The organism is Streptococcus oralis (genome assembly GCF_023109315.1).
Classification (GTDB): Bacteria; Bacillota; Bacilli; order Lactobacillales; family Streptococcaceae; genus Streptococcus; species Streptococcus oralis_BS.
In genome coordinates this window covers 112,882-126,142 of record NZ_JALDUF010000003.1, presented here as the reverse complement: position 1 = coordinate 126,142, position 13,261 = coordinate 112,882, and the positions used below count along the sequence as shown (strand labels likewise).

General features: G+C 41.1%; 10 protein-coding genes. 7 read left to right on the top strand and 3 right to left on the bottom strand.

Going from position 1 to position 13,261, the window contains the following annotated elements; all coding sequences use genetic code 11:
- Window positions 1-112: 112 nt before the first annotated feature.
- The 3 genes from M1F74_RS05175 (at window position 113) to M1F74_RS05165 (ending at window position 2,533) form a co-directional block, all read left to right on the top strand.
- Entirely contained in the window at window positions 113-850 is a 738-nt protein-coding gene (locus M1F74_RS05175; protein ID WP_247946504.1) for a TraX family protein, read from the top strand.
- Between the two features lie 106 nt (window positions 851-956).
- Window positions 957-1,655, top strand: coding sequence for a response regulator transcription factor (locus tag M1F74_RS05170; protein WP_247946503.1), 699 nt, complete (start codon window positions 957-959; stop codon window positions 1,653-1,655).
- Window positions 1,655-2,533 carry a sensor histidine kinase gene (locus M1F74_RS05165; protein ID WP_009730151.1) on the top strand — a complete coding sequence of 293 codons (879 nt, stop codon included), beginning with the start codon at window positions 1,655-1,657 and terminating at the stop codon, window positions 2,531-2,533. Before M1F74_RS05170 ends, M1F74_RS05165 begins: the two co-directional genes overlap by 1 nt.
- Before the next feature lie 39 nt (window positions 2,534-2,572).
- On the opposite strand, the gene M1F74_RS05160 is transcribed toward M1F74_RS05165, so the two are convergent.
- From M1F74_RS05160 to M1F74_RS05150, 3 genes are all read right to left on the bottom strand, one after another.
- The gene (locus M1F74_RS05160; RefSeq protein WP_247946502.1) at window positions 2,573-3,325 is read right to left on the bottom strand and encodes an ABC transporter permease; all 753 of its coding nucleotides are present in this window, start codon (window positions 3,323-3,325) and stop codon (window positions 2,573-2,575) included.
- 10 nt (window positions 3,326-3,335) lie between these two features.
- On the bottom strand, window positions 3,336-4,244 hold the full coding sequence (locus M1F74_RS05155; RefSeq protein WP_247946501.1) for an ATP-binding cassette domain-containing protein: 909 nt from the start codon (window positions 4,242-4,244) through the stop codon (window positions 3,336-3,338).
- Between the two features lie 142 nt (window positions 4,245-4,386).
- Window positions 4,387-5,196, bottom strand: a complete 810-nt coding sequence (locus M1F74_RS05150) for a Cof-type HAD-IIB family hydrolase (protein WP_247946500.1) — start codon at window positions 5,194-5,196, stop codon at window positions 4,387-4,389.
- A gap of 146 nt (window positions 5,197-5,342) precedes the next feature.
- Between M1F74_RS05150 and M1F74_RS05145 the strand changes: the two genes are divergently transcribed.
- The 4 genes from M1F74_RS05145 (at window position 5,343) to addA (ending at window position 13,245) form a co-directional block, all read left to right on the top strand.
- Window positions 5,343-5,804 (top strand): MarR family winged helix-turn-helix transcriptional regulator, encoded by a 462-nt coding sequence (locus M1F74_RS05145; RefSeq protein ID WP_000049665.1) that lies wholly within the window; start codon window positions 5,343-5,345, stop codon window positions 5,802-5,804.
- A complete protein-coding gene (locus M1F74_RS05140; RefSeq protein ID WP_247946499.1) occupies window positions 5,797-6,225 on the top strand; it encodes an EVE domain-containing protein in 429 nt (142 codons plus the stop codon). Before M1F74_RS05145 ends, M1F74_RS05140 begins: the two co-directional genes overlap by 8 nt.
- A 94-nt stretch (window positions 6,226-6,319) precedes the next feature.
- Complete coding sequence (rexB, locus tag M1F74_RS05135) at window positions 6,320-9,595, top strand: ATP-dependent nuclease subunit B (protein ID WP_247946498.1); 3,276 nt, start codon at window positions 6,320-6,322, stop codon at window positions 9,593-9,595.
- Entirely contained in the window at window positions 9,592-13,245 is a 3,654-nt protein-coding gene (gene addA / locus M1F74_RS05130; protein ID WP_247946497.1) for a helicase-exonuclease AddAB subunit AddA, read from the top strand. The genes rexB and addA overlap by 4 nt, the downstream gene beginning before the upstream one ends.
- Window positions 13,246-13,261 lie beyond the last annotated feature (16 nt).

Genomic DNA, 13,261 nt, shown 5'->3' with positions numbered 1-13,261 from the left:
ACGCCTGTCTTACAAAAATGTAAGATAGGCTTTTTAAATGTAAGATGGGTGTACGATTATACGTGGAAATGTATGCTATACTCTATGTAGATCAAAAAGAAAGAGGTTTATTATGAAAAAATGGAATGCGACGCAGTTGAAGTATCTGATGGTGGCAGTAATGGTTCTAGACCATATCCCGCATATTACCGGAATCGTTTCTCCTTTGTGGGAAGGTATCTTTCACGCCTTGACCCGTTGTGTGGGAGTTTGGTTTGCCTATATGGCTATGGAAGGCTTCATCCATACTCGAAATTTGAAAAACTACCTCATCCGTCTTTGGTCTTGGGCGCTTATCATGTTTGCTGGAAATAGCCTACTCAACGCCCTATTTGCATCCAAAGGGGTAATGGTCAATAATAATATTTTCTTGACTTTGGCCATCGGTGTCACCATGCTTTGGATTGGTTTTCCCAGAAAAGAGCTGGATAAAAAAGAGAAGTTGTGGCGTCGGATTGGGCTTGCTAGTCTCTTGATTTTCGGTTGTCTTTTTACTGAGGGTGGTATCACCATGCTACCATTTCTCTTGATTAGTTACTCTTGCCGAAATCGTAAGGGATTGCGAAATCTCCTTTATGCCTTTCTGTGGGCCTTTCTGTTAGTGACTTCCATCCAAATATACGACACTTGGCACCAAACACTGGAAATGATGCTTTTCAATTCTGACTGGCTCTTTATCACCGTCTTTCCTTTTATGGCCTTGTATAATGGACAGCGAGGAAAAGAAACCAGCTGGAGCAAATATTTCTTTTATATTTTCTATCCAGCTCATCTATGGATTATAACTCTGATTGCTTATTTGCTTAAGTAGATTCAATATTCATTAGCTCCTTCTTGCTTAAAATGTGAGAGGAGCTTTTCTGTATCTGGAATTCCTAACAAAACATGTTATAATAGTTTTAGAAAGGACGAGGTTTATGGCGAGCATACTTGTAATTGAAGATAATAATGAAATCCAGGAAATCTTAAGAATCCTTCTTGCAGAGGAGCACGAGGTGATTCAAGCATTTTCTGGGACAGAAGGTATAATGCAATTTGACAAAGGTGGCATCGATCTCGTCTTGCTAGATATCATGCTCCCTGGGAAAAATGGCGACCAAGTCTTGCAAGCTATTCGACAAACTAGTCAGACTCCGGTCATCATGCTTACTGCTTTAGGTGATAAAAAGCTCATCAGCCAATATCTACTAGACGGCGCCAATGATTATGTAGTGAAACCTTTTGATTTGGACGAAGTCTTTGCCAGAGTCACCGTGCAATTACGCCAAAGTGGTGAACATCAGTCAGTAGATCGAAGAGAAATTGGTAACCTCGTACAAAACTTTAAAAATATCCAGTTCGATGCGGATAGTTTTGAAATAAGCAACTCTACTGAAACCATTCGCCTTGCAAAGAAAGAGTGTCAGATTCTCCAAATGTTGCTCCAGCATCCTAAAAAGATCTTCACCAAAGAAGAACTCTATGAATTTATTTGGGAAGAAAGTTACCTGCCTGGAGACAATACGCTCAACACCCATCTAAGCAATCTCCGTAAAAAACTGTATCAACTGGACCCGAATCACGAATACATCGAAACAATTTGGGGAGTTGGTGTTCGATTAAAAGGAGACAAATAATGAATTACATTTTGATATCAATATTACTCCTTACTAACATTATTTTGTCGATTTCTTTGATTCGCTATCATATAGCAATTAGAGATTTAAGCAGACAAATTGAAGAAAAGATTCGCTCTGGTAGCATGAAGAGGATCGGGGTAAATTTCTTTTCAAAGACCATTTTGCGTCTACATAACCAAATTGAGAATCTATTTCAAGAAGTGGAGCAAAATCAGCTAATCATGAAGCGTGAAAAACGCACCCTAGATATGGCAATCAGTAACATCGCTCATGATATTCGGACACCTTTGACAATCGCTTCAGGATATACTCAGCAACTAATAAAACACCCCGATAATAGTCAGGAAACTTTAAGCAAAATAGCCCATCATCAGGATTTGGTTTCCAAACGTTTGGAAGCTCTTCTTGAATATCGTCATTTGATGGAAGGAGCAGTCAAACCGAAACTGGAAGAGCTTGATTTATCAACTTTTATAACGAAAAAGACTTTAGCCTATTACGACGTTTTTCAATCTTCACGTATTGTTCTTGATTTTAACGTCGAACCAGGATTGAAAACGACGACTGATGAGGACTTGCTTGATCGAATTATACAAAACCTCCTTGGAAATGTTCTCAAGCACGGCAAGGAGAAGGCTCGACTTTCTTTGAAAAAGGAAGAAAAAGGACTTGTTTTGGAAATAGATAATCTAGTCAAAAAACCTATCAAGAATATAGACAATCTCAGCAATCGTTTTTATTCTGAAAATATGTCGGATACAGAAGAATCCTCTGGTTTAGGTCTTTATATTACTGAGGAATTAGTTCATCTTCTTGGAGCGGATATGAAGCTAGCCACTGATGGTGAATGGTTTTCAGTCTTTATTTATTTTTAACAGAAGAAACCTCCTCTATAAGTTTAGAGGAGGTCCTTTTTATAAGCTTTTCTTCTTGAAAACAGTCAGTCCACTGAAAGAGAAGAAAAGTATGACCGTTACGCAAATCGTGATGGTATAGAGAATAGCTTGACTATTAGTAGTCATAGCATAGGCAAAATTTAAGCTCAGATATCGTAAAATTGCGATATTTGGAAAGATAAGCATTGGCACAGAAAGGATGATAGAGCTGACCAGATAGCCGATAAATACGGCAAGATAGGAGTGAGTCAGGTAGAGAATAAAGGAAACAATCGAAAGCCAAGCGAGGAGGCAGAGAAATTGAAGGAAAATCGTTAAGAGAAGGTTTGTAATAAAACCATCAGGCATCGTACCAAGTCCGTTTAGTAGAGTTGAAGGAACAAAAGCAATCACAAGGCTGGCGATGAGCTGCAAGAGAGCGGTACTTGCTAGTACAAAGGATTTAGCAAGGAAAAATTCTGTACGAGAAACGCCGACTGTCAAACTATTTTTATAAAGCTTACCGATTAGATCAACTCCGAGAACGAGACATGCTAGAACAATGCAGAGAAAAACGAGGTTTGAACCATTGCTAGACGTGTTGATAAGAGCTTGAACGCCGTCCCAACCATGGGTTGGAGTCTCTGGTGGTGTTGTATCTACTGCCATTAGATGTCCTGTAGCACCAATAGTAGCACCCATTAACATAAGTATAAAGAGAATGAATTCTGTAATCCAGAATCCTTTGGAGCGGAAAAGACGGTAAAAATCTGCTTGAATGGTGTGTATCATGATTTTTCTCCTATTCTACCAATTGGGTGAAGTATTCTTCTAGGTTTTGACGGGCAAAGTATATCTCATCAATAGCAACATCGGACAAAGTTAGTTGCTTAAGAATCTGTTTGACATCTTGTTCATTACCAAAGATATGGATTTCATTTTCAGGGTTTACAACCTTAAACTGGAGCTGGATTTGTTCTTTCAATACCTGACAAGCTCTTTCTTTGTCGCTTGTTTTAAGCACAATATAATCCTCACTTAGTGTTTCAAACTCAGCTTTACTGATTTCACGGATAATCTTACCTTGATCCAGAATACCAAAGCGACTAGCTAAGAGATAGAGTTCTGACAAGATATGGCTAGAGATGAGGATAGTTATGCCTTTGTCTTGATTGAGTCGCTGGATCATGAGGCGAAATTCTTTGATTCCAATTGGGTCAAGTCCGTTAATAGGCTCATCTAAGATAAGGAAGTCTGGTTTGGATAGAAGGGCAATGGCGATACCAAGTCTTTGTTTCATTCCTAGTGAGAAATCACGAAAGACTTTTTTTCCTGTATCTGACAAACCAACATAGTCCAAGGTCTCCTGAATCACCTTATCAGCATTTGGAATATGGCGAATCATACAATAATATTTAAGGTTTTGATAAGCTGTTAAGTGATTATGGGCTACAGGTGATTCGATAACAGAACCCACTTGAGATAATGCCTTGGTCCACTCATTTTGTCCTTGACTAGAAAAGAGGGAAACTGTACCTTTGTCAGCAAACAATAATTGTGTAATGATTTTAATAAGAGTAGTTTTCCCTGCTCCATTTTTTCCGATTAGTCCATAAATATCTCCCTCTTTTATGGTTAGACTAAGATCTTGAAGAATAGCTTGTTGGCCGAATTGTTTGGTCAGTCCATGAATTTCGAGTACTGTTTTCATGATTTTCTCCTTTTGATTTATTTTTCTAACTTTAGTATAAGGTATAGAAATCAAAGAAACATCAAGTAATTCTAAAGAGTTTCTAAAGTTTTGTAATTCTTAAAAGAAACAAAACCCAGTTGATATGAACTGGGCTTCTCAATTATAAAATATACTTCTCAATGGCACGCGCAACGCCTTCTTCTTCATTGCTGGCTGTAACGTCATTAGCAAGGGATTTGACATGGTCACTGGCATTTCCCATTGCAATGCCAAGTCCTGCAAACTGAAGCATTTCGATATCGTTATTGGCATCGCCCATGGCCATAATTTCTGAGGGCTCGATCTTCAAAATCGCTGCTAGTCGAGAAAGAGCAGTAGCCTTTGTTGTTCCAAGTGGCATAGCTTCATAAATGACAGGCTGCGAACGAACACCGCTGAACCGTTGGCATAGTTCTGTCGCAAAACGCTGCTCAAAATCGTCTGTTTGCTCTTTGGTGCCTAAAAACATACCCTGAAACATACGGTACTTACCACTGGTGGCTTCCTCAAGGGAGATTTCAGTCAGGTCTGAAAAGACGAGCTTGGCATCATTTTGAACAATTTGATTAGGCTTGCCATCGAGAACAAAATAATGTTTCTCATCAAAAAGAGTCAACTGGACGTCGCTTTTTTCAGCTAGGTCATAGAGGTATTCAATGTCAGCTGGACTGAGTTCCTGCCAATCAACTAGACTCCAGTCACTGGTCTGGTGGGTTGAACAACCGTTATTGACGATGACATACTCATTCTGGAGGTCTAGTCCCAGTTTTTTGTAGTAAGGGAGAACACCGAAAAGCGGGCGACCTGTACAGAGAACCAGTTTGACACCTTTTTCAATGGCTTGGTGAATAGCAGTAATGTGAGCTTGTGGGATTTCCTTGGCTTCATTGAGGAGGGTTCCGTCCATATCCAAGGCTAGTAGTTTAATCATAAGACTTCCTTTTCTAGGTGTTTTGCTTTTATTATAGCATATAGACTATGAAATGTCTGACAGAATAGTAACATTCGACTTTCCTTTTCTTGAAAAAGAAAATAAAATCTTATATAATATGTATACTTAATATTTAAGGAGAAATAATGTCAAAGTATCACTTTAATTCAATTTACAAAAATGATGAAACAGAGTCTACAGGTCTTCTTTTCATCAAAGTCTACAACAAGTGGGAAAGCAACTTAAAAAGAGTTTTGAAATCAGTTGGCCTCACTTTGCCCCAATTTATCGTTTTAACCTCTCTCTTGTTTCTGTCTAATAGAGAGGAATATGTAACGCAAGTTGATATTGCTCGGTTCACTGGAATGGATGTCATGACGGTTTCCCAGATTGTTAGGCTACTGGAGAAGAAAGACTACATTGGACGAGATCAACATCCAAAGGATAGTCGGGCAAAACTGGTCTCAGTGACGAATTCTGGCGCGGAGAAGGTCAATCAAGCTTTGCCTTTAGTAGAAGGTGTTGATGAAGAATTTTTTGAAAAACTATCTAACGATAGAGAAGTTTTTAATCGCTTTTTAGTAGAGTTGGAGGATAAAAATGCCTAGATATTGGGTCGGAGTTGTTTCAAAGAACCATGTTTTAAGAGGAGTTGAAGGGAATTTTTGTCAGGTCTGTCATGGAAAGGGCGGCCCCTTAAACCGTATGAAAAAAGGAGACTACCTTTTATACTATAGTCCGAAATACGATATGAATGGTCAAGATAAGTTACAGGCTTTTGTGGCCGTAGGTAAAATTATAGACGACAAGGCCTATCAAGTAGAGCAGTTTGAAGGATTCTTTCCCTTTAGACGAAATGTCGAGTATTATCAACCAGTCAAAGATTGTTCCATAGAAATAGCCAGACAACATCCTGAATGGAAAGACTATACTTCTCGCCTCCGCTATTGGCATTTTGAAGTTTCCAAAGACTTTTTCCTCTATATCTTTCAGCATATGAAAGTGGATGATGGAGGATTGATTTCCTAGTTAAATGATTGTCAACTAGAATTTTGGATTTGGACTGTGAAGCGAACTTTGCTATAATAGAGTAAGAAACTTTGATAAACCAAACGAGGCTGAGATGAAATTACTTTATACTGATATTCGGACTTCTTTGACTGAAATTTTAACGAGAGAGGCAGAAGAGCTAGTTGCTGCAGGCAAGCGGGTTTTCTACATCGCCCCCAACTCTCTTTCATTTGAAAAAGAACGCGCCGTGCTGGAATGCTTGTCCCAGCAGGCTTCTTTTGTGATTACCGTCACGCGCTTTGCTCAAATGGCTCGTTACCTGGTTTTGAATGATTTGCCAACTAAGACGACTCTAGATGACATCGGACTTGGGATGGCTTTTTATAAGTGTCTTGCGGAACTCGATCCCAAGGACTTGCGAGTTTATGGTGCTATTAAGCAGGATCCTCAATTTATCCAGCAGTTGATGGAACTTTATCATGAGATGACGACTGCTCAGATGAGTTTTTTGGACTTGGAAAGTTTGACTGATGAGGACAAGAGAGCAGATTTACTCTTGATTTTTGAGAAAGTGACTGCCTATCTTAATCAAGGTCAGTTGGTTCAGGGAAGTCAGTTGTCCCATTTGATTGAGGCTATTGAGAATGACAAGGTAAGTAGTGATTTCAGTCAACTTGCCTTAGTCATTGACGGATTTACCCGTTTTTCTGCTGAGGAAGAGCATGTAGTGGATCTGCTTCATCGAAAAGGTGTCGAGATTGTCATTGGTGCCTATGCAAGCAAGAAGGCCTATACCAGTCCGTTCACTGAAGGCAATCTCTACCAAGCCAGTGTGGAATTCCTCCATCATTTGGGGGCAAAATACCAAACCCCTGCTCAAGACCGTTCTCAGACGCATGAGAAGATGGATAGCTTTGACAAGGCCTCTCGTTTGCTGGAGTCTTCTTATGACTTTTCAGAACTCACTTTAGATGTCGATGAGAAGGACCGTGAAAATTTGCAAATCTGGTCTTGCTTGACACAAAAGGAAGAGTTGGAGTTGGTGGCTCGCGCTATTCGTCAGAAATTACATGACTATCCAGAACTGAGTTACAAGCATTTTCGTATTTTGCTGGGGGATGTGGCATCTTACCAGCTATCGCTGAAAACTATTTTTGACCAGTACCAGATACCGTTCTATCTTGGTAGAAGCGAATCCATGGCTCACCATCCCTTAACCCAGTATGTCGAATCTATTTTGAGTTTGAAACGCTACCGTTTCCGTCAGGAGGATTTGATTAACCTCCTGAGAACTGGCTTGTATACCGATCTTAGTCAAGATGATATTGATGCTTTTGAGCAATATCTCCGCTATCTTGGCATCAATGGTTTGCCATCCTTTCAGCAAACCTTCACCAAATCCCACCATGGAAAATTCGATTTGGAACGTTTGAACGCTATTCGTCTGCGAGTTTTGACGCCACTTGAAACCTTATTAGCCAGTCGAAAACAGAAGGCTGAAAATCTCTTGCAAAAGTGGAATGCTTTTCTAAAAAATGCTGCCTTAAGCAAGCAGATGCAAGAATTGACAGCTACTATGGAAACTCTAGAACAGGAAAGACAAGCTGAAGTTTGGAAAGCCTTCTGCCATGTTTTAGAACAATTTGCGACGGTTTTTGCTGGTTCACAAGTAAGTCTGGAGGACTTCTTAGCCTTGCTCCATTCAGGGATGAGTTTGTCCCAGTATCGCACCATTCCAGCAACAGTGGACACCGTTCTGGTGCAGAGTTACGATTTGATTGCACCTCTGACTGCTGACTTTGTCTATGCCATTGGACTCACTCAGGATCATTTACCAAAAATCGCTCAAAATACCAGCCTTTTGACAGACGAAGAGAGAGAGACCTTAAACCAAGCGACAGAAGAGGGGGCTCAACTGCTGATTGCAAGCAGTGAAAATCTCAAAAAAAATCGCTATACCATGCTTTCTTTAGTCAATGCTGCTCGTAAGCAGTTGATTTTGTCAGCACCAAGTCTTCTAAATGAAAACGAGAGCAAGGAATCTGCCTATCTTCATGAACTGGTGAATTTTGGATTTAGCCGAAGAGAAAAGAGGATGAACCACAAAAATCTTAGCAAAGAAGATATAGGTTCTTATCACAGTCTCTTGTCTAGCTTAGTTGCCTATCACCAGCAGGGCGAGACGAGTGATACTGAGCAAGATTTGACCTTTGTCAAGGTTCTAGCGCGTGTGATGGGGAAAAAACTTGATCAGAAAGGTCTTACAAATCCTGCACTCCCAACTAGCCCAAGTAGCAAGCCATTAGAGAAAGAGACCTTGCAGGCTCTCTATCCCGCTGACAAGGAGTTTTACCTGTCTACGTCTGGTTTGACGGAGTTTTACCGCAATGAATACAGTTATTTCCTCCGTTATGTCTTAGGTTTGCAGGAAGAGTTGCGCCTGCGCCCAGACGCTCGCAGTCACGGAAATTTCTTGCATCGTATTTTTGAACGTGCCTTGAAACTGCCTGCTGAAAATTCCTTTGACCAACGTTTGGAACAAGCTATTGAAGAAACCAGCCAAGAACGAGAATTTGAGGCTATTTATCAGGAAAGTTTGGAAGCCCAGTTTACAAAAGAAATTCTACTTGATGTTGCGCGAACTACGGGCCACATCCTTCGTCATAATCCAGCCATTGAAACCATCCAAGAGGAGGCAACATTTGGTGGCAAGGATCAAGCCTTTATTCAATTGGATAATGGTCGCAGTGTCCATGTGCGAGGCAAGGTTGACCGTATTGACCGCCTGAAAGCTGATGGAGCGTTAGGAGTGGTAGACTACAAGTCTAGTTTAACTCAGTTCCAGTTTCCGAATTTCTTCAATGGGCTTAATTCCCAACTGCCAACCTATCTTGCTGCCCTAAAAAGAGAAGGGGAGCAGAACTTTTTCGGTGCCATGTACTTGGAAATGGCTGAGCCTGTCCAATCTTTATTAGCTGTTAAAAGTCTGGCAGGAGCAGTAGCAGAAGTCAGCAAGTCTATGAAATACCAGGGACTCTTTTTAGAGAAAGAAAGCAGTCACTTGGGAGAGTTTTATAACAAAAACAAGGCCAATCAGCTGACAGACGAGGAATTCCAGCTCCTACTAGACTATAATGCCCATCTGTACAAGAAGGCAGCTGAGAAGATTTTAGAAGGCCAGTTTGCCATCAATCCATATACAGAAAACGGCAGAAGTATTGCTCCATACGTCCAGCAACACCAAGCCATCACAGGTTTTGAAGCAAATTACCACTTGGGACAAGCCCGTTTCCTTGAGAAATTAGAGTTGTCTGACGGCAAACGTCTGGTCGGAGAAAAACTCAAGCAAGCTTGGTTTGAAAAAATAAGAGAGGAGTTGAATCGATGAAGCCCATTTCCTTTTTAACTGAGGAAGAAATTCAAAAACTGCAAAAAGCAGAAGCAAGTTCGAGCAAGGAACAGAAGAAAACAGCCGAGCAAATCGAAGCCATTTATACCGCAGGGCAAAATATCCTTGTTTCAGCGTCTGCTGGTTCAGGGAAAACCTTTGTTATGGCAGAGCGCATTCTGGACCAATTAGCCCGTGGTGTCGAAATTTCTCAACTCTTTATCTCGACCTTTACCGTCAAGGCTGCCACTGAACTAAAAGAACGTTTGGAGAAAAAAATCAGCCAACAAATTCAAGAAACAGATGATGTTGATCTCAAACAACACTTGGGACGTCAGTTGGCAGATCTGCCAAACGCGGCCATCGGAACTATGGACTCCTTCACACAAAAGTTCCTCGGCAAACATGGTTATCTGATTGATATCGCACCGAACTTCCGTATTCTACAAAATGAAAGTGAACAGTTAATCTTAAAAAATGAGGTTTTTCATCAGGTTTTTGAAGATCATTACCAAGGTGAAAATAAAGAGAGCTTTAGTCGATTGGTCAAGAACTTTGCTGGACGTGGCAAGGATGAACGAGGTCTGCGCCAGCAAGTCTACAAAATCTATGATTTCCTCCAATCCACCAGTAGCCCCAAAAAATGGTTGAGTAACTCTTTCCTCAAAGGGTTTGAAGAAGCTGACTTTGTAATTGAAAAAGACAAATTAACTGAGCAAATCAAACAGGCGCTATGGGATTTGGAAAGTTTCCTCCGTTATCATCTGGATAACGATGCCAAGGAGTTTCCAAAAGCTACCTATTTAGAAAATGTGCTGTTGGTTCTGGATGAAATTGGTTCCTTAAATCAAGAGTCCGATAGCCAGGCTTATCAAGCAGTGCTTACGCGTGTTGTCGCCATCTCGAAAGAAAAAAATGGTAGAGCTCTAGCTAATTCTAGTCGTAAAGCCGATTTGAAACCACTGGCTGATGCCTACAACGAAGAAAGAAAGGCTCAGTTTGCTAAACTTGGACAACTAGCAGACCAGATAACCATTCTCGACTATCAAGAACGTTATCATGGAGACACCTGGGAGTTATCTAAAACTTTCCAAACATTTATGAGTGATTTTGTGGAGGCTTATCGAGAACGTAAACGCCAGGAAAATGCTTTTGAATTCGCTGATATCAGTCATTATACCATTGAGATTTTAGAGAATTTCCCACAAGTCCGCGAGGCTTATCAGGAACGATTCCACGAAGTCATGGTCGATGAGTATCAGGATACCAACCACATTCAAGAACGGATGCTGGAATTGCTGTCGAATGGTCACAATCGCTTTATGGTGGGGGATATCAAGCAGTCCATCTACCGTTTTCGTCAGGCGGATCCGCAGATTTTCAATGAAAAATTCCAACGCTATGCGCATAATCCTCAAGAAGGCAAGTTGATTCTCCTCAAGGAAAATTTTCGTAGTAGTTCGGAAGTGCTATCGGCAACCAACGATGTCTTTGAACGACTCATGGACCGAGAGATTGGAGAAATCAACTATGACAGCATGCACCAGCTTGTTTTTGCCAATACCAAACTAACTCCTAATCCAGACAACAAGGCAGAATTTCTCCTCTACGATAAGGACGACAGTGGGCAAGAGCAAGAAGAGAGCCAATTAGAAACAAAACTAACAGGGGAAATGCGCTTAGTCATCAAAGAAATCCTGAAGCTTCATCAGGAGAATGGTGTAGCCTTTAAGGATATTGCCCTTTTGACTTCCAGTCGCAGTCGTAATGACCAGATTCTCCTCGCCCTGTCTGAGTACGGAATTCCAGTTAAAACCGACGGTGAGCAAAACAACTACCTCCAATCCCTAGAAGTACAAGTCATGCTGGACACCCTGCGCGTCATTCACAATCCCCTGCAAGACTATGCCTTGGTAGCACTTATGAAGTCTCCTATGTTTAGCTTTGATGAGGACGAGTTGGCACGCTTGTCCCTTCAGAAAGCAGAAGATAAAGTCCAAGAGAATCTTTTTGAGAAACTGGTCAATGTTCATAAACAAGCAGCTAGCCAGAAAGAGTTAATTCACACAGAACTAGCTGAAAAACTAAGTCAGTTCATGGATATCTTGGATTCTTGGCGCTTGTATGCCAAAACCCACTCTCTCTATGATTTGATTTGGAAGATTTATAATGACCGTTTTTATTATGACTATGTTGGGGCTTTGCCAAACGGACCTGCTAGACAGGCCAATCTCTATGCCCTAGCTCTACGAGCTGACCAGTTTGAAAAGAGTAATTTCAAGGGCTTGTCTCGTTTTATCCGTATGATTGACCAAGTCCTAGAAGCTCAGCACGACCTTGCAAGTGTCGCTGTCGCACCACCCAAGGATGCTGTTGAACTCATGACCATTCACAAGAGCAAAGGACTGGAGTTTCCTTACGTCTTTATCCTCAACATGGATCAGGACTTCAACAAACAAGACTCGATGTCAGACGTTATTCTCAGTCGTCAAAATGGGCTTGGTGTCAAATACATTGCCAAGGTGGAAACAGGAGCAGCGGAAGCACACTATCCTAAAACTATCAAACTCTCCATTCCTAGCGTAACTTATACGCAGAATGAGAAAGAACTGCAACTGGCTAGCTATTCAGAGCAGATGCGTCTGCTGTATGTTGCCATGACGAGGGCGGAGAGAAAACTTTATCTTGTCGGTAAGGGGTCTCGTGAAAAGCTAGAAGCCAAGGAATACCCAGCAGCAAACAATGGAAAATTAGATAGCAATACCAGACTGCAAGCAAGAAATTTTCAAGATTGGGTCTGGGCTATCAGTAAAGTATTTACCAAGGAAGATCTCAACTTTAGCTATCGTTTTATTGGTGAAGACCAGTTGACTAGAGAAGCTATCGGAGAATTGGAAAACAAGAGCCCTCTCCAAGATATCTCTCAAGCAGACAATCGCCAGTCAGAAACTATCAAAGAAGCTTTGGAAATGCTGAAAGAGGTGGAAGTTTATAATAGTCTCCACCGTGCAGCCATTGAGCTTCCTAGTGTCCAAACCCCAAGCCAAATCAAGAAATTCTACGAACCCGTTATGGATATGGAAGGGGTAGAAATTACTAACCAAACTCAATCATCGGAAAAGAAAATCAGCTTTGATTTACCAGATTTTTCAACTAAAGAAAAGGTAACAGGAGCTGAGATTGGTAGTGCAACCCACGAACTCATGCAGAGAATTGACCTCAGCCAGCGACCAACGCTTGCTAGCCTGACAGAAACTCTCAAACAAGTTCAAACTAGTCCAGCTGTTAGGGAAAAGATCAATCTTTCTAAAATCCTAGCTTTCTTTGATACAGCACTTGGTCAGGAAATTCTCGCTAATACCGACCATCTCTATCGCGAGCAACCTTTCTCCATGCTCAAACTAGACCAAAAGAGTCAGGAAGACTTCGTTGTCCGTGGGATCTTGGATGGCTATCTGCTTTATGAGAATCGTATCGTTCTTTTCGACTACAAGACAGACCGCTACGATGAGCCAAGTCAACTAATAGACCGCTATCGTGGTCAGTTAGCCCTCTATGAAGAAGCCTTATCTCGTGCCTATTCAATTGAAAACATAGAAAAATACTTGATTTTGCTCGGCAAAGATGAGGTTCAAGTTGTAAAAATATAATCTAGAAAGGAGACCT

What these genes read in the sequence shown, in the direction of transcription:
- M1F74_RS05175 (WP_247946504.1), top strand. Translation starts at nt 113, where the DNA reads ATGAAAAAATGGAATGCGACGCAGTTGAAGTATCTGATGGTGGCAGTA.
- M1F74_RS05170 (WP_247946503.1), top strand. Translation starts at nt 957, where the DNA reads ATGGCGAGCATACTTGTAATTGAAGATAATAATGAAATCCAGGAAATC.
- M1F74_RS05165 (WP_009730151.1), top strand. Translation starts at nt 1,655, where the DNA reads ATGAATTACATTTTGATATCAATATTACTCCTTACTAACATTATTTTG.
- M1F74_RS05160 (WP_247946502.1), bottom strand. Translation starts at nt 3,325, where the DNA reads ATGATACACACCATTCAAGCAGATTTTTACCGTCTTTTCCGCTCCAAA.
- M1F74_RS05155 (WP_247946501.1), bottom strand. Translation starts at nt 4,244, where the DNA reads ATGAAAACAGTACTCGAAATTCATGGACTGACCAAACAATTCGGCCAA.
- M1F74_RS05150 (WP_247946500.1), bottom strand. Translation starts at nt 5,196, where the DNA reads ATGATTAAACTACTAGCCTTGGATATGGACGGAACCCTCCTCAATGAA.
- M1F74_RS05145 (WP_000049665.1), top strand. Translation starts at nt 5,343, where the DNA reads ATGTCAAAGTATCACTTTAATTCAATTTACAAAAATGATGAAACAGAG.
- M1F74_RS05140 (WP_247946499.1), top strand. Translation starts at nt 5,797, where the DNA reads ATGCCTAGATATTGGGTCGGAGTTGTTTCAAAGAACCATGTTTTAAGA.
- rexB (WP_247946498.1), top strand. Translation starts at nt 6,320, where the DNA reads ATGAAATTACTTTATACTGATATTCGGACTTCTTTGACTGAAATTTTA.
- addA (WP_247946497.1), top strand. Translation starts at nt 9,592, where the DNA reads ATGAAGCCCATTTCCTTTTTAACTGAGGAAGAAATTCAAAAACTGCAA.